Below are 19,707 nucleotides of genomic sequence, written 5' to 3'. Positions count from 1 at the left end.
GCTTAACTGCTCTGCTGCGGCCTGGTTCGCTGCGTTGCCGTCTTCTTGAGGCGGTTGGCGCTCTCGGCTTGCGTTCTCCTGTCGAAAGAAGTGGGACGATCTGCCTCAACAACTGGGACGTATGTCCAAGGACGCGGTGATCTATGTCTGATACCGGGCGCCGGGGCATGTTGCCGGTGGGGGAAATTAAGTGGCGGGTTTTGCTATCAAGGTGTCTGATGATGAGCAGGTCGAATATGATCTTGCCTTCGCAAGCGGGATCATGCGCGATCTCGGCGCGGGCTACGACGTGGTGCGTTTTCGCAACCAGACGACGACTTACAGCCAGGTCCGACTGACGTTCACGAGCGCTGAAGTCGGCAACGGCAGCGCGAACGACTCCAAGACCTTGCCAGGCCAGGACGGCTTGCTGGCGGTCCGCGTGCAGGCCGAAGGTGCCGATGGTCAGGTTACCGGCCAGACAGCGCGTTTTGACGACGAAGGCATCAGCTTCGTCTCGGATGGCACATTCACCTTCGACGTTCGCGATCTGAACGGTACTCAGCGTGGTGATCAGTTCTCGATCGTACGGCTCGGCACGTCGGCCGCCGACGTCTACAACGAGGGTACCGAAGCGCGGAACGTCTACATCAACGGTGGTCGCGGTAACGACAATATCACCGGCGGCGCTGGAAACGACTTCCTGGTCGGCGGTGTAGGAAATGATCGGCTGATCGGCGGCGCCGGGAATGACAGCCTTATTGGAGGCGCTGGGAACGACTTCCTCAGCGGTGGCGCCGGTGATGACGTTGCGATCTTCAATGTCGACACGGATGGCTCAGACATCGTCAATCTGGGAGCCGGCAACGATATTGTTGTAGTCTCCGCTATCGACACGAGGAGGATCCGGCTCACCTTCACCGGCAGTGAAGTCGGGAATGGCGTCGCCACCGACAGCGGGCAACTCGCTAATCAGGACGGCAACCTTGCCGTGCGGCTGCAGGCTGAAGCAGGAATGGACGTTCCGACGGGGCCGGTCAGCCGTTTCGACGACGAAGGCGTGACCTTTACTACGGCTACCCCAAAAACGTTCTTTGACGTTGTCGATCTGGTCACCGGTGAGGAAACCCTATTCCGGAGCCAGGCTGTCCAGCTTGGGACGTCGCGCGCCGACGTGTTCGATCACACCGGCGAGACGATCAGCTATTACATGAATGGTGGGCAGGGCAACGACCGCCTGATTGGTGGGTCCGGTGACGACACCTTGGTCGGCGGCGCAGGGAACGATCGTCTGATCGGTGGCGCCGGGATGGACACGTTCTACGGCGGCGCTGGTGCCGATAACATAAGTGGCGGGTTGGGCGACGATCTGGTTATCTTCAACGGCATCACGGACGCCCCGCCGTTTTCCGACATCGGTCCAGATACGGTGAACCTTGGTGCAGGATATGACCGCGTCGAGTTGATGGGCATGACCGCCGCTTATGAGCTCTACTTCAACGCTTCAGAAGTCGGTAATGGTAATGCTAACCTGACCCGGAATCCTCAGCAGCTAGCAATGCGCCTATCGACCTATGATCGCAGCAATGCTGAGTCTTACGGGAACAGCTATTTTGACGATGAAGGCATCATGTTCTCGTCCGAACGAGGCGATATTTTTTCGTACGACGGCACCTACGAAAAGCGTTACGACGGCTTCGAGTTGGGAACATCCGGGAACGACACCTTAAGTCACACCGGCAACGCCGGGGTCTGGTATCTAAATGGCGGTCAGGGAGACGATCAACTCTTCGGCAGCACCGACGGCGGCATTTTGCGCGGTGGTGAGGGGAACGACACGATCTATGGGTTCGGCCGTTTCACTGGTGATAAGGGCGTCGATACCTTCGTTTTCGACGCTGAAAACCTTCCCAGGAACGGTATCATTGACGACTTTGAAGGCGGGGTCGATAAAATTGATTTTAGCGCGCTGAATATCACTATGGATAACGTCTTCATCTACACAGGAAGCCAGTCTTACTTTGTGGTTATCTCTGACAGTCCGGACGTCTTCACGAGCCAATATGTTGAACTGACTGGATCCCCGAATTTGTCAGAGAGCGATTTCATTTTTTAGATTTTGAGTCCGCCTTTGAGCGCAGAAGAGAAATTTCCAACTCAGCTCTGCGCTCAACTCTCGATTAGCAATTGAGGGGAAACCGCGTGTTTTCAACGCGGCGTATCACACATGCTCGTTCTACCCTGGCACGGTAGTAGGCCGTGTCCGTAAGTTTGTCATAACGCCGCTGGTCAAGCCAAGGTTGACACTGCGATGGCGGCCTAAGCGCTGCAACCCGGCCAGCGTTGCATAGAATAACACTGCGCATTGCGGGGTGATCGACGTTGCTCGGTGCGTAAGATGGCGCGGTACTAGAGCAGATGATGAGTTTGGCTTCTTGATCATGCGCTCCCGCGAAAGTCCGCTTTCCTTCCAAACCTGGCCATTCGCTAGCGGAGCGGTGGTATTTAAAAGCGGGCTGCCGGTAAGCGCGTACAATCTTGCGTCGATCATGCGACGCAGGCCAAATTTGCAGAAGAAGATAGGGGAGGGTGACAATGACGATCCAGCAGGCGCTCGATGCCGCCGTCGCGTCCGGCAAGATCGCGGGTGCCGTGGCGATGGTCGGCAACCGGGCCGGAACGCTCGATGCAGCGGCAAGCGGTCTGCGTGATCCGGCGAGCGGGGCCGCGATGACACCGGATGCGATCTTCCAGCTGGCCTCGATGACCAAAGCGATCGTCTCCGTGGCGGCGATGCAATTGGTCGAGCGTGGCGCGCTGTCGCTCGAAGCGCCGATCGGATCGGTTCTTCCAGGGCTAGCCGACCCGCAGGTTATCGATGGTTTCGGCGATGACGGCGTCGTGCGCCTTCGGCCTGCAAAGGCGCCGATCACGTTGCGGCATCTGCTGACGCACACATCAGGCCTGGGCTACGCCTTTATGAACGCCGACATGGCGCGCGCGCAGGGGGCGGTCGCGCCGGGTTCGTTGGCGAGCCTGCACTTGCCTTTGCTGTTCGATCCCGGCGAGCGGTGGGAATACGGCATCAGCACCGATTGGGTCGGCCTCGCAGTCGAGGCGGCGACGGGGCGGCGGCTGGGCGAGGTGCTGGCGGAGGAGATCTTCGTGCCGCTCGGCATGACCGACACAGGCTTCACGATGGATGCGGCGCAGACGGCGCGCCGCGTCGCGCTGCTCGCCCGCGGTACCGATGGTACCCTGTCGCCATTCCCGATCGAGATCGGCGGTGGTGAGGCGGCCGAGTATCAGTCGGGCGGTGGCGGGCTGCTTGGCACCGCGGCGGATTACCTGCGCTTCGCCCGTATGCTGCTCAACGCCGGAGAGCTCGATGGCGTACGGATCCTGAAGCCCGGGACGGTCGCCGAAATGACCCGCGACCAGATCGCGCCGCTTCGCGCGGGCGCGCTGCGCAGCATCATGCCGCAGTTCGCGCTCGACTATGATGCCTATCCCGACATGCACAGCGGCTTTGGCCTCGGGTTCCTGCTCAACCCTGAGCCTGGACCCGACGGCCGCGGCGCGGGAAGCCTGATGTGGGATGGCGTTGCCAACACCTATTTCTGGATCGATCCCGCGCGCGATCGCGCCGGGGTCGTGATGATGCAATTTGCGCCCTTCGCCGATCCCGCGGCGCTGGCGCTGGTGAGCGCGGTTGAGCGGGCGGTTTACCAAGCGGCTTAGCGGCGGGCAGACGTCATAAGTGCGTTCGGCATCGTTTTGAAGCGCACGTCCCCCGCGCCGCAATCGTCGATGAACGAACTCGACTTCACGCCCGGGTAGAGCGACACCGTCGTTCGACTCGGGAGACAGATATCGCCTCCGGGACGCCCCGATCAACCCGATCAATGGGGCTCTGCTCAGTGGGAGCGGCGCTGGTGCCGCTTCCGAACTGGGAGGCGCTTATGTCCACCGTCACGAAGACGCAGTCGCTACTGCTCCATCATGCAGCGCGCCGCGAGAACGGCAGCTTGTTTCCGCTACCTGAAGATCTGACCCACCCGCCAACGATCCGCCGATCCGTGGCTGCGATGCTTGGACGCGGTTGGCTCAAGGCGCGGCCGACTGCTGATCAAAGCGCGGTCGCGCATAGCGAGAACAACGAGCGCTATGGTGTCTTCATCACGCCAGAAGGATGCGCCGCGATCAACGTAAAGGCGCATGAGGTGGAGGTCGAGCATACCGCGCGTGTAGCGCAGCCGGCAACGAAGGCGGCGCAGGTTATTGCGCTGCTGCTGCGCGAGGAAGGCGCGACACTCACCGACTTGGCGCAAGCAACCGGTTGGTTGCCGCACACAACGCGAGCCGCGCTCACCAGCTTGCGCAAGAAAGGCCATCATCTTGCCAAGGCGAAGCAGCCGGGCGGTCCAACCTTCTACCGGATCATCGCGCAATGACGCCGCTCGAGGAGGAGCTCGCAGCGCTCGAGGCAATGAACGGGCTGGCGCTGCATGCCCGCTGGATCGAGGTGACCGGCAGTATCGTCCCGCGCATCAGCCCAAAGCTGCTGCGGCTTGCGCTTGCCTGGGAGATCCAGGCCAAAGCAGCAGGTGTCGTGAGCGACAACACGGGGCGCATGCTTGATCAGATTGCATGCGCGGATGGACGATCGGTAGCGCCGGGGGTGCGTCGGCTTGCGCGAACATGGCGTGGGCGTACGCATATCGTCACCATCGGTGAAGATCAGACCGTGCATTGGGATGGCCGATCCTGGCGATCGCTGAGCGAGGTTGCGCGGGAGATCACCGGCACGCGATGGTCGGGGCCGGCGTTCTTCGGCCTTAAGAATAAGGTGGCGGCATGACGCCGGTGCGCTGCGCGATCTACACGCGCAAATCGAGTGACGAGGGGCTCGAGCAGGATTTCAACAGCCTCGATGCGCAGCGCGAAGCATGCGCGGCCTATATCCGCAGTCAGGCATCGCAAGGCTGGCTGGAGATCGCCGAGCCGTACGACGACGGTGGCGTCTCGGGCGGTACGCTCGAGCGACCAGCACTGCGGCGTCTGCTTGTCGATGTCGCCGCCGGACACGTCGATACAATCGTCGTTTATAAGGTCGATCGCCTCAGTCGCTCGCTGTTCGATTTCGCCAAGCTGGTCGAGGCGTTCGAGCAGGCGAACGCGAGCTTCGTCAGCATCACGCAGGCGCTCAACACAACCAGCAGCATGGGGCGGCTCACGCTCAACATGCTGCTGTCGTTTGCGCAATTCGAGCGCGAGGTTACCGCCGAACGAATTCGGGACAAGCTTGCTGCCTCAAAGGCCAGAGGGATGTGGATGGGCGGTGTCGCGCCGCTCGGCTATAAACCCGACGGCCGCACGCTCGCTATCGTCGAGGAGCATGCGGCGTTGGTGCGGCATGTCTTCGATCGGTATCTGGCGCTTGGCAGCGTTCGACAGCTCGAAGCTGAACTGCTCGCGCAAAGCATCACCGTGCCAGGCCGGGTGACGGCGACCGGGCGCGCGATCGGCAACGTGCCCTTCGCGCGCAGTACCCTTTATCTGATGCTTAAGCGCGTCACCTATGCGGGATACATTGCGCACCGCGACAAGCGTTACCCAGGTAACCATCCGGCGATCATCGATCTCGCAGCCTTCGAGCGTGCGCAGACATTGCTTGAGACCAACAAACAGGGAGCCACACGCAAACGCGAACCGCGCGTGGCGCTTTTAGCAGGCAAAATTTTCGGTAGTGTCGGCGAGCCGTTGATACCAACGCATACGACGAAGACGCGGTCTACCTCGTCCGGTACCAAGGTGACGCGCTATTATTATTATGTGAGCCGCAAGCTGCATCTGAAGCGCAGCGATACAGGCGTTCGACTTCCAGCGCGTGAAATCGAGCGGCTCGTTGTTGAGGAGGTCGCACGCCTGTTCGATGATCCCGTAAAGCTGCTCGGCGAGACGCGGCTATCGGTGTCGCTCAATCGCTACGATGATCTTCGCCACCGGTGTGCCGAGCTTGCGGCTCGGCAACGTCAACGTCGTCAAGACGCGCTCGCTGTCGTCCAAGAGGTTCGCGTTGCCGAAGGGAGCGTTACGATCATCTGCTGCGCCGAAAAGATCGCTTTGTTGCTTAATGTGGGACACCCTCTTTCTTCCCGCCGCATGGTCAAAATCAATCGATCTGTTCGCCTGACGCGCTTGGGCGGCTCGATACGATTGATCGATGACATCGCGCGGCCGGTCGCCATTCCTGATCCCGCTCTTGTCCGCCTGTTGATGCGCGCCCGCCGCTGGTGGGGCGAGCTGCGGCAAGGCGAACTCGACATCACGCGTTTGGCGCAGCGCGAGAAGGTGAGTGCCACCTACGTAACGCGTGTCGTTCGGATGGCCTTCCTCTCGCCTGCGGTGGCTGAAGCCATCTTGGCGGGGAAGCAGCGTACGGATGTTTCCGGCAAAAATCTAACCGTCGTCGATCCGCCGGCAGCGTGCTGGCGCGCTCAAGAAGCGACGTTGATCGCGGAGTGCTTGGCGACGTAAACCATTCTTAGGGTCAGGGTTCGTTGATCACTTCCGGAAGATGACGGTGGCAGCGAGGACGATTGCTGAGAAGGCGATCGGGCGGCCGAAAGAGGTCGCTCGTCTCGGTCTTCTGACCGGGCCAAAATCAGATCGCGCGCGTCACATCGCCAAGTCCTGACCCTAGGCCAGTCGGGAGAACGGACTCCGTTACTAAAGCACTACCCCTCCGCGTGGCAGTGGGCTGCTTTCAGCTTAGCCGTCGATCATCCGCTCTCCTTCACCTTCGAAGGCTTACGCCGACGTCGATCTTCGCCAAGCTCCGCCACTACGCAGCCATCAGCCCCCCATCGCGTTCGTTAAGCCGAAAGGTAGACCGCCGCAGATGGACAATGCCGTGCCGACCCTTCGCCATGAGATGGCGGCCGAGCACGATGCACGGTCATTTGATCCGGCTGGCGAGCATCGTCGCCGCCGCGGCGGCGTTTGCGCGTACAGTATCGGCGCAGAAGGCAGCGGCGCCGTTCGCCGCGCGGCTCGAACAGGCGCACGCGCCGTTGCAGGTCGGCGCCGATGGTACGCTGCACCGTGCAGGTGCAACGATCATCGCAGCGGTAGTCCGAGAAGCGCGCTACGTGCTGATCGGGGAAGATCATCTGTCGCGTGAGATCCCGCAGTTCGCGACCGCGATCTGCCGCATCATGGCGCCGGGCGGCTTGCACGCCTTTGCGATCGAGACGGGTCCAGAAGCCACGCGGGTGGTGAATGCCAACCTGCGTCGGCCTGATCGCATCGCGGCATTCGCGCGGGCTTATCCCGACGTGATGGCCTTTCAGAACGGGCGTGACGAAAGCGACATGGCCGCGGCATGCGCCAACGCGGCAGGACCGCGCTTTCAGCTGTGGGGGCTCGACCAGGAGTTTCTCGGCGTAACAGGGTTTCTTCTCGAACAGATGCTTGCCGCCTATCCTGGCCCGATCGCGCGCGCTGCGATCGCCGGGCTAGCGGCGCGCGACCGCGATTTCACCGCGAAGGCGATCAGCACCGCGTCGGCGAGCGACCTCGCCATCTACAAGCTCAGCGACGCTGAGATGCACGCGACGCGGCGCGCGATCGCAATCGATGGCGGCGCGCGGGCCAATGCGCTGTTCGCCGCGCTTGCCGAGACGCGCGACATCTATCGCAGGCAGCAGATCGATGGCTATGCGTCGAACGGCCAGCGCGCGCGGCTGATGAAGCGGACACTGCTCCACTATCTTGCCGACGCGCCCGCCGCGGCGCGCGTGCTCTTCAAATTCGGCGATGTGCATATGGCGAAGGGCGTCAACGATCTGCGCAGCGTGACCTCGGCAATTTCGTAGCCGAGCGCGCCGACGGCGAGGGCGTCTCCTCGCTGCATATCGCCGTATATGGCGCAAAGGGGCAGCGGGCGACCTATGGCGGCGTTGGGCGGCCGCTGGGCATGGCGCCGTTCGTGATGAGCGACGACCCGGACTATGCATGGCTGAAGGACGCGCTGGCGCTACACGCGCGGCGTGCGAAGCCGCAGGACTGGATGCTCGTCGATCTGCGATCGATGCGCAACCGAATGCCGGCGGACACGCCCGACGCGTGGCGCAAGATGGCGCTGCAATATGACATGGTCGTCGTCGCACCCGAGCTTACGCCCTCGACGCTGCTTGGCAGCCGTTGAGGTTGGTCTGAAGAATTGGAATGGGAGCGGTCGGGCAAACGCCCGGCAAGAAGGCCCGCTTTGAACATTGTGCGCCGATCGTCGCGCTACACGAGGATATTGGTATGAGATTTGATGCAGGTCGCGCGCTGGTGATCTACGCGGGTGCGTTGACCGCGGCGGTAATCTGGGTGGGGCTCGGCGCATCGGCACCGGCGCACCGAAATGCCCGGTTCGCTACGATCGACGTCGGACGGATCAATGTGCGCGAGCCTGACGGGACGTTGCGCATGACGATCGCGAGCGCCGCGCAGGCACCCGGATTTATCGGCGGCGGCGAGGAATATCCGCGCCCCGATCGACGAATGGCGGGCATGCTCTTCTTCAACGACGAGGGCACGGAAAACGGCGGCCTGATCTTCGCGGGAAAGGATCATGACGGCAAAGCGGTCAGCGGCGGCAGCCTGACGTTCGATCGCTACAATCAGGATCAGGTGGTGCAGCTGTTCGGCTTCGAGGACGGGCAGGAACGGTCGGCCGGCATCAAGGTGAACGATCAGCCCGAGGGCCGGCTCGATTTCGCCGCGGTCGATCGTGTGCGCACGTTGCCCGACAACGAGCAGGATGCGGCCTATAGCGCTGCGAACGTAGGCGGCACGCAGCGCCTGTTTGCAGGGCGCGCGAGCGACAAGTCGTCGCAGCTGGTGCTGCGCGACGGGGCAGGGCGCAAACGCCTGGTGCTGCGAGTTGCCGAAGATGGCGCCGCATCGATCGAATTCGTAGGGGCGGATGGCAAAGTGCAGCGCACCGTCCGCCCGACTGGATGACCGCTTTATGCAGGATACGCTTTCCGAGGATACACACGGTGTATCGCGGTTGATACCGCGTTGATCCAGAAGGATGGCGCGTGAATATCAATCGTATCCATCGCGCCGCGTGACTGCAATGGCGGATACCAGGATGGATCGAGGTGCTGAAGGATTGGTGTCAGTAAATTCTATGGAGAGCACTAGTGGGCGCTACAAAGAAGGCGGTGCGCAGAACGTGGCTGATACCTAGTTTGTGTTACGGCGTATGTCTAATTCGGCTCAACGCCGATACTTAAACTCGATGCATAACGGTGTAGTTCTTCCGCGGACCCTTTGTCCGCCGTAACGGTCAGCTCCTCTGTGCGGCTGTAATATCCCTCTGACTGAGGAATGCTTGCGTCAATTCCGAACGCCACACGCGATTGCCCGCCGAACCGAACAGTGACGGCGCCAAGCTCTGGCTGGTATGCCGCTGAAACCTTCAAATCATGAGCGGTGTTGCACTGCCGGTACACGGTCACGATAACCGACCGGTCGACCAAGCGGACGCCCAGGATATCGAGAGCGCAAGACACCGGTATCCTGGCCACCAGCCGGACCGACGTTTCCGAAGCCAGGGCGGGTGACGGCACCGCCAGGCCAAGCACTGCTGCCGCCATCAGTTTCTGTCGCGTCATGATGCCTCCGACACCGCGATACGATGAAACGTCTGACGGTTTGGTTCGCGTCAATGGTTAATATGGTTTTTGTGGCCTAGTTCTGATCGACGTTGATAGTGATCACGTCTTTATAGACCCCCGCAAATTTGCCGTTTGCGTCGCCCAACGTCACCGATAACTCGTAGCTGCTGCCGGCTCGCGCCGTCGAAGGTGAGCGGCTGGTGATGAACGACGTTCGTAACGCGGCGTCCTCGCCATCGAAGCGGGCGGTGTATCCGATAGATGACAATCTCATATCACCGCCGTGCGAACCGGCGAGGAGAAGCTTTCCGCCATTTGCCGATGCGAGGGATACGTTCACGCTGCCATTGGACCAGACGTGTACGAAAACGCGTTCCGTCTTGCCCGTTTTCGCTTCGCCAAAGTTCAACCCCGCGCCGCTCGGCCCGCCGAAGGCCGCGTTGCTGCTGCCCGTGATGCTCATTTCGACCCGGCCGGGCACCCTGACATTCACCGTGAATGGAGGGGATGGGGTAGCGAGCGGCACCCCATCGCGGTCCAAGCCATGCAAAACAAAATCGGCGAGATAATCGCCGCGCGGCACGATTTGCTGTGCCGGAATGACGATCCGCATGACGAAGCTCTGGCTTCCGCCTGGCGACACATTCACGGCAAAGGGACCGAAGGCATTCGCGCGCTGCACTGACCCTTGCGGTGCATCGATCCTGAACAGCAGCCGATCGCCGCCGTTCGCGAGGCTGAGCAAGCCGTTTACCGGGGCGAGGAAAAAGCGTGCCTCGCAGCCTTCAGAGCCGCTGTTTCGCACCAGAACGGGCAGATCAACGATAACGTTGCCCGCTGAAAAGGGGTCGTAGACTTGCTGGCTAGGTGTCGCACGCACGACGAGAGAACAGGCCGGCGCGGCTGCAGCTTGCGCAGCGCCGAACAGGAACAGCATCAACGAACCGACACGCAAGATCAGTGGCATGGTATCATTCCTTGAATACGACTGTTCCGATATCGATCGGTGTCGCGGCATCGGCAGCGAGATTGATCTGCGCGAAAGGTGCAGCGTTCTCGCTGGATACGAGGTCGTAACGGCCTGGAGCGACGTTCTGCGCGACCAGTCTACCGTTGCGGTTCGTGAAGAACGGAACGGCAGCATCGTTCGCCGAAGCGCGGCCGCCGACCGGTTTCAGCAAGCCGGCGAGATATGGCATCGGTTGGCCGGTGGCATCGGTTATGCGCCCGATCAGCGTCAGCGAAGCAGCCGAGCCGACCACCCAGCGATATCCGCTGGCGGCACCAGGCCTGATATCCAGGCGGCCAGATCCCAGATCGTAGCCGATCGGCGCATCCGGCGCGGCCACGGTGAGGGAGTTCTGCTGATACTGCCGTTGTATTGGGATCAGCGCAGGTCCCAGCGCCGCCGCGCGTGCCGCCGGACCGAGCGTATATTGATCCGAAACCACCAGCTCGCGCCCGCGCAACGCCCCCTGCGGGCTGACCATCACGAACCCTCGACCAGGATCGCGCCCGATCGCCCATTGCCCGTCGGCATAACCAACGCCGCTGGTCAGCGCGATGTCGGTCGTGGCTACCGTATTGCCATTACGGCGCTGATAGTCATGCTGGAAAAATCCGCGGAAGCGATTGGCGAAGTGCTCGAGTTGTACGTTGGCACTTCGCACATCGTCTTCGCGCGCAACGGAAAGCTGCGCCGATGTCTGGCCGAGGCCCTCATAGCCCTGCAACGTATAGTCCAGTGCCGCGCGGTTACGGTTGGTATCGTAGCTGGCCCGCATGTATTGCCGATTGGACAGCGGCACGCTGAGTGAGAGCGAACCGCGATGCTCGCGGCGGATCCCGTCGTCGCGGTAACTGTAAGAGGCGGTCAGGTTCAGCCGCTGAAACGACCGCGAGAGACCGAATGAACCTGTTTTGAGGTCGGGCTGTCCGCCATATCCTCGGCTGAAGCCTGCAGTCGCGGTACCGAATAGAAACGTGCCGAATGCCTGCTGGAACCGCGCCGCGACATCATAGCGATACAGGTTGCGAACGTCTCGCGCGCGCTCCAGCGGCGAAAAGCCGCGCGTGCGAAGCTGAAAATCAAGATCCAAGCGCGTCTGTCGCCCGGCGGATCCGACACGGGCGAGCCGATAATTGAAGGTCACCGCACCGTTCAACCGCTCGGAGGCGCGCGCATCCAATGCCGCCTCCCCACTGAAGATGCCGATCGGGGTGCCCAGCACGGCAATGCCGGTAAGGAATGCGTTGTTCGAATCCGCCTGGACAGTGCCGCCGAGCGTGATCCGGTCGGAAAAGCCCCTTTGGTAAACGCCGCTGAACGTGGGTCGGCCAGCGTAACGCGCCCGCGTGAATTGACCAAAGCCATCGCGCCGAAGGCCGATTATGGCGGAGAATATCGAGACATCTTCGGATAACAGATCGGTATCGGAGAAGAAGGACAGAGCGACGCTCTCGTTGCGCCCGGTATCGTCCTGAACCGCCAAGCGCACGTCGTTCAGTCCGTCGAGAAAAGGAAAATCTCGAAGATTATAGCGGCCAGGCGCGAGCGATAAGGTGCGATAAACAGCACCGTTGACATAGACTTCAACGCGCGAGGGCCGTTCAAGTACCAGCCCGCTGCGTCCGGCGGGACGTAGATTACGATACGGCTGGATCGTTTGGTACAATCGCTCGACACCGATCCCAAAGACATCAAGCGGATTACTGAAAGAGCCCGACGTCAGCGGCGTAATGTCACCCAACGAATAGCGTACGGCGCGAGCCTCATCATCGCGGAACAGCGTTGTACGTTGACGAATTGGCCTACCGCCCTCTTGCAGACCGGCGAGATACGTGAGGTACACGCCATCCTTGCCGCCGACATTCGCAAAGCCCTGGCTGGACAGCGTAAATGGCGCGCGGCTGAAACGTTTCAGTACCCCTTCCTGCTGGAGGCGATCGGCGAGAGTAAAGCTGGCGCCGAAAGATAGATCGCTGGGGGCGACGTAATTGGCCTGAAGATCCGGCGGGCCGCCGCTAACCGACACATCGCTGATGCTGCGTGCCTCAACGGGAAGTTCGACACGCAATTGCAGTGCGGCGGAATCGAAGCGGATAGGAAATTGTTCGCTGCGCAATTCGTCCAATGAAACAAATGTTCGAGCGCCCGCCCGCTGCATCAGGGCATCCAGTATCGCCGGTGCTACAACAGGCTTTAATCTCGCCACCAGTTGTGTGACATCCACGGTGGTCGAGGTTTCGCCGCCGGTTTGTACGGTAACATCGCCCGCCGGCGCATCGTTCAACAGCAGCGTCACTTCCAACCGGGTCAGGCGCGGTGCGCGCGCAGACTGACCCTGCGCAGCGGGCGGGGCTGCAACCGCCTGCGTCAGCGCCACTATCGATAGATAGGCAAGTCCCGTCGCCGCGATCGCCATATCGGTTCTTCAGCGCTGCCTGCCAGCTCAGCTCAAGGCGAGCTTGAAAGATGCCTTCGCCCCCTCGCGGCGAAAATTAGCGCTGACCGGCAGCCGGACGATCCGCGTGCCATCTGCTTCGATCAACGAATTGTCGATCGCCTTACGCAGCGGCTCGCCTTCCAGCGTCTCCGTTTTGCCGTCGCCCGACGTCAACAACCAGCTTCCGTTACGAAGGCGGGCGTAGCGGTTGCCAGCATTGTGCACGGTCACCTCGATGAAGCCGGGATCGACAGCCGGCCTGACGGCGATGACTTCCATCCTGGCTACAGCCCCTGCAGGGCTGACTGCTGCGAGCGTGCCGATATTATATACGATCTGAATGCCGGTTCCTGCTTGGCCGGTCGCGCTCACGGGCAATTGAGCGATGGTGACGAGATAAAGGCGGCTCTGCTTGAGCAGCGGATCACCGACATATTGGATGCGAAAGGTTTGAAAACCGTTGCCCGGCACGGTCCCTTGCGGTGGGAAGATCAGAAAATCGTCATCCGCCGGCGTGCGCTTATCTGAACCGTCAGGCTGGACCTCGCGGCGCTCGACACGGATTTCAACGGCTGCAGGGGTCGCGGACGTATTTTCTACCCGAAGATCCTTACGGGCGCCGTTCCCAGCAGTGGAAAGGTCATATGACATCGGCTGCACACGCACGCCGGCCGTAAGGGGCGGCGCCAGCAGCACGGCAGACGCGATAACGAACACGGACCGCAGTCCGCGACCTACGTAGAACATGGCACCCCCCCCGGGCGCCGAACTAAATCATCAGTTCGGCGTAATCTCAATGCTGATCAGGTCACGGTACTCGCCCGCGATCAAGCCCTGCGGCACTTGTGGAACTTCTACCTTTAGAAACCCCGAACTGCCTACCGATAGAGCAGCCGAAGACGTGACCCCGTCTGTTACCGGCGTGGTTAATTGCACAGGTGCGAACGCCAGGGTTGCATCGCCACTTTGCGACAGGAAATAAGGAATACCCTGATTGCCGCGTCGCAATTCGCCGCCATTTTCCGACGAGATGCGTCGTGTGAAGCCGTTTGGCGAGTTGCACCGGTAATTCACATCGGCGAGCGATTGGGCCCCCTGATCGGTGACGCTGACCAATATCTCGCCAGCGCGCGTCTCGATCGTACAAACCGGCTGTATCTGTGTGAATATGACGGTCGTATCTGTGCTGCGCTGAGCACCGAACTGGCTACCGACATTATCCGCGAACGTCCCAACCACAATGTTGGCCGGCATCGTCGCCACGACGGCTTGTAAGAGATGAAGGAGCCACATGTGCAAAAGCAAAAGGGGCTGTGGATTACCACAGCCCCTCCAGCCGTTTTACTGCGCGACGATGCTGAACGTGATCGTGTCGGAATAATCATCGGCGAACGCGATCGCCGGGTTTTCCACGGTGACCGTCGTTGGCAGGGTGTAGCCGGCCACGGCGTTGGCTTCGCCACCCTGGGTGAACGTGTACTGGTTCGCGAGCGAAAGGTTCGTCGCGCTCGGTACGTTGGCGATCGTCATCGTGTAGGCGATCGTCTGGGTGTTGTTCCCGGTGCCCTTCAGCACGCCGCCGTTCGCGGACGCAATGGTGGCCGTGAAACCATCCGGGTCGTTGCACTGGGCAGCGGTGTTGCCGATCGCCTGGTCAGCCGTGCCAACCGTGAGCGAACCGCCAGCAGGTGCATCAATCGTGCAGACTGCAGCGATCGTGGCGCGCAGCGGGGTGCTGTCGGTGCCCGACGAGCCAAAGCTGCCCGACTGAGCAAGAGCAGGCGACGCGAATGCCGTGGTGGCTGCCAGAGCAGCGATAACAATCTTCTTCATTATACTCTCCTGATGAACGTTCCTCGTCTTCACAACTAAGTGAGACGCCCCCCCGAAAGACCGTCCAGCAACGATCGCCGGCCGCCGGGTTAACGGTTTATTAATCTTCCATTTATGCGATTCGCATCCCCCAAAAAGGGGAGACGGAAGATTATGATCATGCCGTGAGGGGGCATCACGTTGATCAGAACGGGCGTTCATGCTTTAGGAAAACAGGAATAGGGATATTGGCGGGGGGCGTACCGTTGCCGATCTCTATCCCGCGGACCGCTGGATCTCAGATTCTAGATCAAGGCGTCCGCGCTGCCTAACTTCGCCGTGGCGCAGGCTGTTCACCAATTAGCTTTTCGTTTCGCCTGCTATCCGGTCAGCGGATATAAAGACGATGGAAGGGGCGCTTTGGCGTGACATGGGCCAAAGGACTGCCCGCGCCTCGCATACCGACCTCGCTTGCCAACAGCGGAACGGCGAAGGCCTGTTGTATGGATGTTGCGTCTACAGGCGCGCCGGCCACCCCGAACGTATTCACATTGAACATCGGCGTCATGCCTCGCGGCGAGGGAGATCGGCGCCCTTCAGACGCGACGGTGACATCATCACCGTGGTCCATTTTTCGGTAGCGCATAGGCGACCAGATTGGCGCCCCCGGCCTCGCCCAAGCCGTGCGATCCTCCGGCGGCGATGACGACGAATTGCCGCCGTGAGCGTGGGGATACGTAGGTCATCGGGGCGGCGAACCCGCCGTGCGCCAGCCGTGAACTCCACAGCAGGGCGCCGGTCTTGGTATCAAAGGCGCGGAAGAACTTGTCTTGCGTTGCGGCGATGAAGGTAAGGCCGCCGCGCGTGGTTACCGAGCCGCCGGTTGTCGGCGTTCCCATGGTGATGGGTAACAGGACGGGGACGCCGTAGGCACTCTTGCCGGCCATGCCCAACGGCCGGCTCCAGATCAGCCGGCCGCTCGTCAGGTCAACGGCGCTGATGCGGCCGAACGGCGGCTCCTGGCAGGGCATGCCGAGCGGGGACTTGAAGGTTTCGGTAAAGGATCCGTAGGGTGTGCCGGCCTGCGCCGCCGGCCCCCATAGGTCGCCGCCGGCCGCATCCTCGCCGGCTGGTCGAATGTTCGCGGCATCGGCCTGTGCCCGCGTGTATAAACGGCTGATATTGGCGATGTTACTCGAGTTGACGATCATGACGTTGTGGTCGACGTCGATCGACACACCGCCCCAATCCATTCCGCCGACGAAACCCGGCAACGAGATCCACGGCTTCATGCCGGGCGGGGTCATGATGCCTTCGTACCGCGCCTGTTTGAAACGGATGCGGCAATACAGCTGGTCGATCGGCGTGATGCCCCACATGTCGCGTTCGCGTAGGGTCGGTCCGCGGAACGATGGAAGGCCGATTGAAAATGGCTGGCTTGCGGCAAGTCGTTCTTCGGGAACGGCGCCGGCCTGCGGCACCTTTCGTTCGGTGACGGCGCGAAGCGGCCGTCCCGTGCGCCGGTCGAGCAAATAGACGTCGCCCGTTTTCGTCGCTTGAACGAGCGCGGGGACGATCCGGCCATCCGAGCGCGGCAGATCGATCAGCGTGGGCTGCGCGGCGACGTCGTAATCCCAAAGATCGTGCCGGACGGTCTGGAATGACCAGCGTAGCCGCCCGGTGCGCGCATCCAATGCAACGACCGAACTCGAATATTTCTCGTCGAACGGGCGACGGCGTCCGCCGAAGAAATCGGGCGTTGCATTGCCTGTCGGCAAATAGACGAGGCCAAGTTGCTCGTCCGCGCTGATTGGGCCCCAGCTGTTGGGCGTCGAGTGGGTGTACGTCTCATCGCCGCGCGGCTCACCGCTGCGATCGGGTCTCCCCATATCCCACGCCCAGGCAAACTTGCCGGTAGTCGCATCGAAGGCACGGATGACGCCGGACGGCTCGCCCCAATATTGGCCGTCGAGGACCATGCCGCCGAATACGATCTTTCCGCGCACGATCGCCGGTGCGGAGGTGACATAGTAATAATGGGCGGGCGCTTTGGTCATGCCCTTCAGCAGATCGACGCGTCCGCCGTTGCCGAAGTTCGGGCACAACGCGCCCGTCGCCGCGTCCAGTGCCATCAGCACTGCGTCGGCCGTCGTCGTGATGATCCGGGTAGCGCAAAGGCCCGGCCGACCGGGCACCTCGAAGAACGCTACGCCGCGACAGGTGCGCCCTTTCGATTGCGCCGCGGCGAACCGCCAGCGTTCGCGGCCCGTTTCGGCATCGATCGCGAAAACGTCGTTGGTGCCGTTGCAGCCATATAGAGTATCGCCGACCATGATCGGTGTCATCTCGAGCCCCTGCTCGAGGCTCAGATCGCTAGTCGAGACCGGCGCCTTCCACGCAACGGTCAGCCGTTCGACATTTGCCGGCGTGATCTGGCGAAGCGGGCTGAAGCGCGTCCCGGCCTTGTCATTGCCATAGTCACGCCAGTCGCTCGAGCCCGCATCGGCCGCCTTCGCGAGCGAACGCGGATAAGATGCGGCGACGCCTGCTTGATAGAGTGGATTGGCGCCATCGGGATCGCTAGCGTGCGCGATCGCACCAACGCCGGTCGCAGCCAGCAACGCTGCGGCGAACGTCTTCCAGTTCGCATGCCTGTGCCATCGCGGTTCCACGCCGGCGGCAGGGGGCAGTGTGCGATCGAACCACGGCGTCACGAGCCACGCGCCGACGACCAGCCACGCGATCACCCGCGGCATCAACGCCCAGCCCGAAAACCCGCTTTCCCAGATCGCCCACGTCCAGGTGATGATAATGATACCAGCGTAAACCCAACGCCTCTCTCGCGGGCCGAACCACAGAAGCCATGCGCACCACAGCAGCGCCGCACCGGAAAAAAGATAGTAAAAAGAACCACTCAAGGCGATCAGCCATACGCCGCCAACGATTAGGCATAGGGCGATCAACAGGAGAACGATCGGATATACTCTGCCTATTATCGCCGACATCATTACCGATTCGACAGCTTTTGGAAGTCTGCATCATCGACAAGTGCAGCGGTTTGTCACTCCCAACGTTGAACGGCAGACGAAGGCGCGCCTCAAAAAACTACGCTTCGGCTGATAGCATCGGACCGCTCTTGACGAGCAAATAGTCTGTTTCGGGACTGTCGGGAGCAATACGGCGGATCGCACGATTTGATTAGTGCTTGAATCTGCACTGCTTTCGCTGAAGTGACGGTTCGCCCTAAGTGGTTCGGCACATCGCAGGGCCCCTATCGGCCGGGGCCAGTATCGCGATCCGGTGGCGACAGGTGTTTGTTGCGGTGGCAGATGCGTCAGCGATGGCCTTTGCTGCCGCCATGCCGACAGCCTTTCCCTCATGCTTCGCGCCAAGGAATCGAGGCGGCAGCGATATGGCCACCGTCTGCGGGTCATGACGGCCAAAAGCGTTGCCGGCTGCGCGGCGTGGTAAGGGTCGGCCGCTCCCCCCAGCTATGCCTCGCGCACGTTAGCGGTTAAGCCGGTCAGCGAGCGATCCGATCGTAGGGCAGGCAATGGATCAACAATCGGGAGGTGCGACGCATCTTCATTCGTTGCAATATCTCCGCGCCATAGCGGCGCTGCTGGTCGTATACTTCCATGCCGTCGATCAGGTGATCCGGCTGACCGGTTCATCGTCGTTGCCGCCGGTCGGCGCGTCGGGGGTCGATATCTTCTTCGTCCTCAGCGGCTTTGTGATGTGGTGGACGACCAGCGGGCGCGATACGTCGCCGCGAGACTTCATCCTGAAACGTATCGTCAGGGTGGCGCCTTTGTATTGGATCCTGACCCTTTGCGTCGCCGCGCTGTCGCTGGCGATTCCACGCTTGCTGCAATCCACGCAGTTCGACGGCTGGCATATCGCCATGTCCTTACTCTTTCTGCCGGCCTGGCATCCGCTGCTTCCGGCGGGGACGCAGGGCGCTCTCGTTCCTGTCATCGTGCCCGGCTGGACGCTGAACGTGGAAGTCGCGTTCTACTTGTTGTTCGCGCTCGCCCTGCGCTTTTCCGAAAGGCAGCGCCCCTGGATCATCCTATTCCTGCTCGCGACGCTTTACGTCGCCGGTCGCACGATCTTCTCGTCGACCCCGTTTCGCTTCTACGGCACCGATCTGCTGGCAGAATTCGCCGCGGGGCTGCTGCTTGCCCGCCTGATCGGCCACCTTCCCCGGACAAGGCCGCTGGCATGGGCTTTCGTGTTTGCGTTGGCACTGCCGGCGATGCTGGTGATGGATGGTTTGCATCCGCCGGTCCCGCAAAGCATTCATCTGGGCGTCCCCGCGCTGCTGATCGTGCTTTGCGCGGTACAGGTCGAGCGGGCGGGGGGGCTGCGACGCAGCGCGTTCCTCGCCTTGCTGGGGAATGCATCCTACAGCATTTACCTTAGCCATATCTTCACGGTCGCCGCGATGCGTTCGGCGATGCGCCTGATCGGCGTGGACGTGGCGATCGGCGGCGGCAGCATCTTCGTCGTAGTGACAATCATCGCGGCCGTCATCGGTGGCATCGTCGTGCATCTGTGGCTCGAGAAGCCATTGCTTGCGCTCGCGAACAATTTTGTGCGCCGCGGGAAGAGACCGCCGGCTTCGGTCGAATTCGCCCGATCCTGACGGACGGGTTTTGGACTAACACCGGGGGTGCGATCGCAGGCAGATTGATCGGTGGCGGTCGGCCTGTGTAGCGGCAGCGCAGCCTGCCGATTGACCATTCCGCCGCTGTTCATTCGGCGGGTGATAAGCGCGCCGCAACGGA

At 61.6% G+C, this 19,707-nt stretch carries 17 protein-coding genes; 9 read left to right on the top strand and 8 right to left on the bottom strand.

From position 1 onward, the window contains the following. The first annotated feature begins 190 nt into the window (after positions 1-190). The 8 genes from F1C10_RS11220 (at position 191) to F1C10_RS11185 (ending at position 8,997) form a co-directional block, all read left to right on the top strand. Entirely contained in the window at positions 191-2,095 is a 1,905-nt protein-coding gene (locus F1C10_RS11220) for a calcium-binding protein (protein ID WP_185206232.1), read from the top strand. Between the two features lie 479 nt (positions 2,096-2,574). Beyond that, positions 2,575-3,720, top strand: coding sequence for a serine hydrolase (locus tag F1C10_RS11215; RefSeq protein WP_185206230.1), 1,146 nt, complete (start codon positions 2,575-2,577; stop codon positions 3,718-3,720). A gap of 179 nt (positions 3,721-3,899) precedes the next feature. After that, entirely contained in the window at positions 3,900-4,433 is a 534-nt protein-coding gene (locus tag F1C10_RS11210; RefSeq protein ID WP_185206228.1) for a DUF3489 domain-containing protein, read from the top strand. After that, positions 4,430-4,840 (top strand): DUF2924 domain-containing protein, encoded by a 411-nt coding sequence (locus F1C10_RS11205; RefSeq protein WP_185206226.1) that lies wholly within the window; start codon positions 4,430-4,432, stop codon positions 4,838-4,840. Before F1C10_RS11210 ends, F1C10_RS11205 begins: the two co-directional genes overlap by 4 nt. Further along, complete coding sequence (locus F1C10_RS11200; RefSeq protein WP_185206224.1) at positions 4,837-6,519, top strand: recombinase family protein; 1,683 nt, start codon at positions 4,837-4,839, stop codon at positions 6,517-6,519. The genes F1C10_RS11205 and F1C10_RS11200 overlap by 4 nt, the downstream gene beginning before the upstream one ends. 413 nt (positions 6,520-6,932) lie before the next feature. Further along, the gene (locus F1C10_RS11195) at positions 6,933-7,859 is read left to right on the top strand and encodes a hypothetical protein (protein WP_185206222.1); all 927 of its coding nucleotides are present in this window, start codon (positions 6,933-6,935) and stop codon (positions 7,857-7,859) included. 116 nt (positions 7,860-7,975) lie between these two features. Continuing rightward, complete coding sequence (locus tag F1C10_RS11190; protein WP_185206220.1) at positions 7,976-8,191, top strand: hypothetical protein; 216 nt, start codon at positions 7,976-7,978, stop codon at positions 8,189-8,191. 104 nt (positions 8,192-8,295) lie between these two features. Beyond that, entirely contained in the window at positions 8,296-8,997 is a 702-nt protein-coding gene (locus F1C10_RS11185) for a hypothetical protein (RefSeq protein WP_185206219.1), read from the top strand. 251 nt (positions 8,998-9,248) lie between these two features. On the opposite strand, the gene F1C10_RS11180 is transcribed toward F1C10_RS11185, so the two are convergent. The 8 genes from F1C10_RS11180 to F1C10_RS11145 form a co-directional block, all read right to left on the bottom strand. Then, on the bottom strand, positions 9,249-9,656 hold the full coding sequence (locus F1C10_RS11180) for a hypothetical protein (protein ID WP_185206217.1): 408 nt from the start codon (positions 9,654-9,656) through the stop codon (positions 9,249-9,251). 76 nt (positions 9,657-9,732) lie between these two features. Then, positions 9,733-10,626 carry a hypothetical protein gene (locus F1C10_RS11175; protein WP_185206215.1) on the bottom strand — a complete coding sequence of 298 codons (894 nt, stop codon included), beginning with the start codon at positions 10,624-10,626 and terminating at the stop codon, positions 9,733-9,735. A gap of 4 nt (positions 10,627-10,630) precedes the next feature. Next, positions 10,631-13,084: a fimbria/pilus outer membrane usher protein gene (locus tag F1C10_RS11170; RefSeq protein ID WP_185206213.1), complete on the bottom strand. Its 2,454-nt coding sequence runs from the start codon at positions 13,082-13,084 to the stop codon at positions 10,631-10,633. Positions 13,085-13,111: 27 nt separating this feature from the next. Next, complete coding sequence (locus F1C10_RS11165) at positions 13,112-13,852, bottom strand: molecular chaperone (RefSeq protein ID WP_185206211.1); 741 nt, start codon at positions 13,850-13,852, stop codon at positions 13,112-13,114. A gap of 30 nt (positions 13,853-13,882) precedes the next feature. Further along, positions 13,883-14,368, bottom strand: a complete 486-nt coding sequence (locus F1C10_RS11160) for a hypothetical protein (RefSeq protein WP_185206209.1) — start codon at positions 14,366-14,368, stop codon at positions 13,883-13,885. 78 nt (positions 14,369-14,446) lie between these two features. Beyond that, positions 14,447-14,938 carry a hypothetical protein gene (locus F1C10_RS11155; protein ID WP_185206208.1) on the bottom strand — a complete coding sequence of 164 codons (492 nt, stop codon included), beginning with the start codon at positions 14,936-14,938 and terminating at the stop codon, positions 14,447-14,449. A 367-nt stretch (positions 14,939-15,305) separates the two neighbouring features. Next, complete coding sequence (locus tag F1C10_RS11150; protein ID WP_185206206.1) at positions 15,306-15,485, bottom strand: hypothetical protein; 180 nt, start codon at positions 15,483-15,485, stop codon at positions 15,306-15,308. 49 nt (positions 15,486-15,534) lie between these two features. Next, positions 15,535-17,925: a membrane-bound PQQ-dependent dehydrogenase, glucose/quinate/shikimate family gene (locus F1C10_RS11145; RefSeq protein ID WP_258042872.1), complete on the bottom strand. Its 2,391-nt coding sequence runs from the start codon at positions 17,923-17,925 to the stop codon at positions 15,535-15,537. A gap of 545 nt (positions 17,926-18,470) precedes the next feature. On the opposite strand from F1C10_RS11145, the gene F1C10_RS11140 reads away from it, so the two are divergent. Further along, on the top strand, positions 18,471-19,565 hold the full coding sequence (locus tag F1C10_RS11140; RefSeq protein WP_185206204.1) for an acyltransferase: 1,095 nt from the start codon (positions 18,471-18,473) through the stop codon (positions 19,563-19,565). Positions 19,566-19,707: the final 142 nt, after the last annotated feature.

This window comes from Sphingomonas sp. NBWT7, from assembly GCF_014217605.1.
Classification (GTDB): Bacteria; Pseudomonadota; Alphaproteobacteria; order Sphingomonadales; family Sphingomonadaceae; genus Sphingomonas.
Note: the sequence above shows the minus strand (reverse complement) of the source record. Positions and strands in the feature narration are given on the sequence as shown.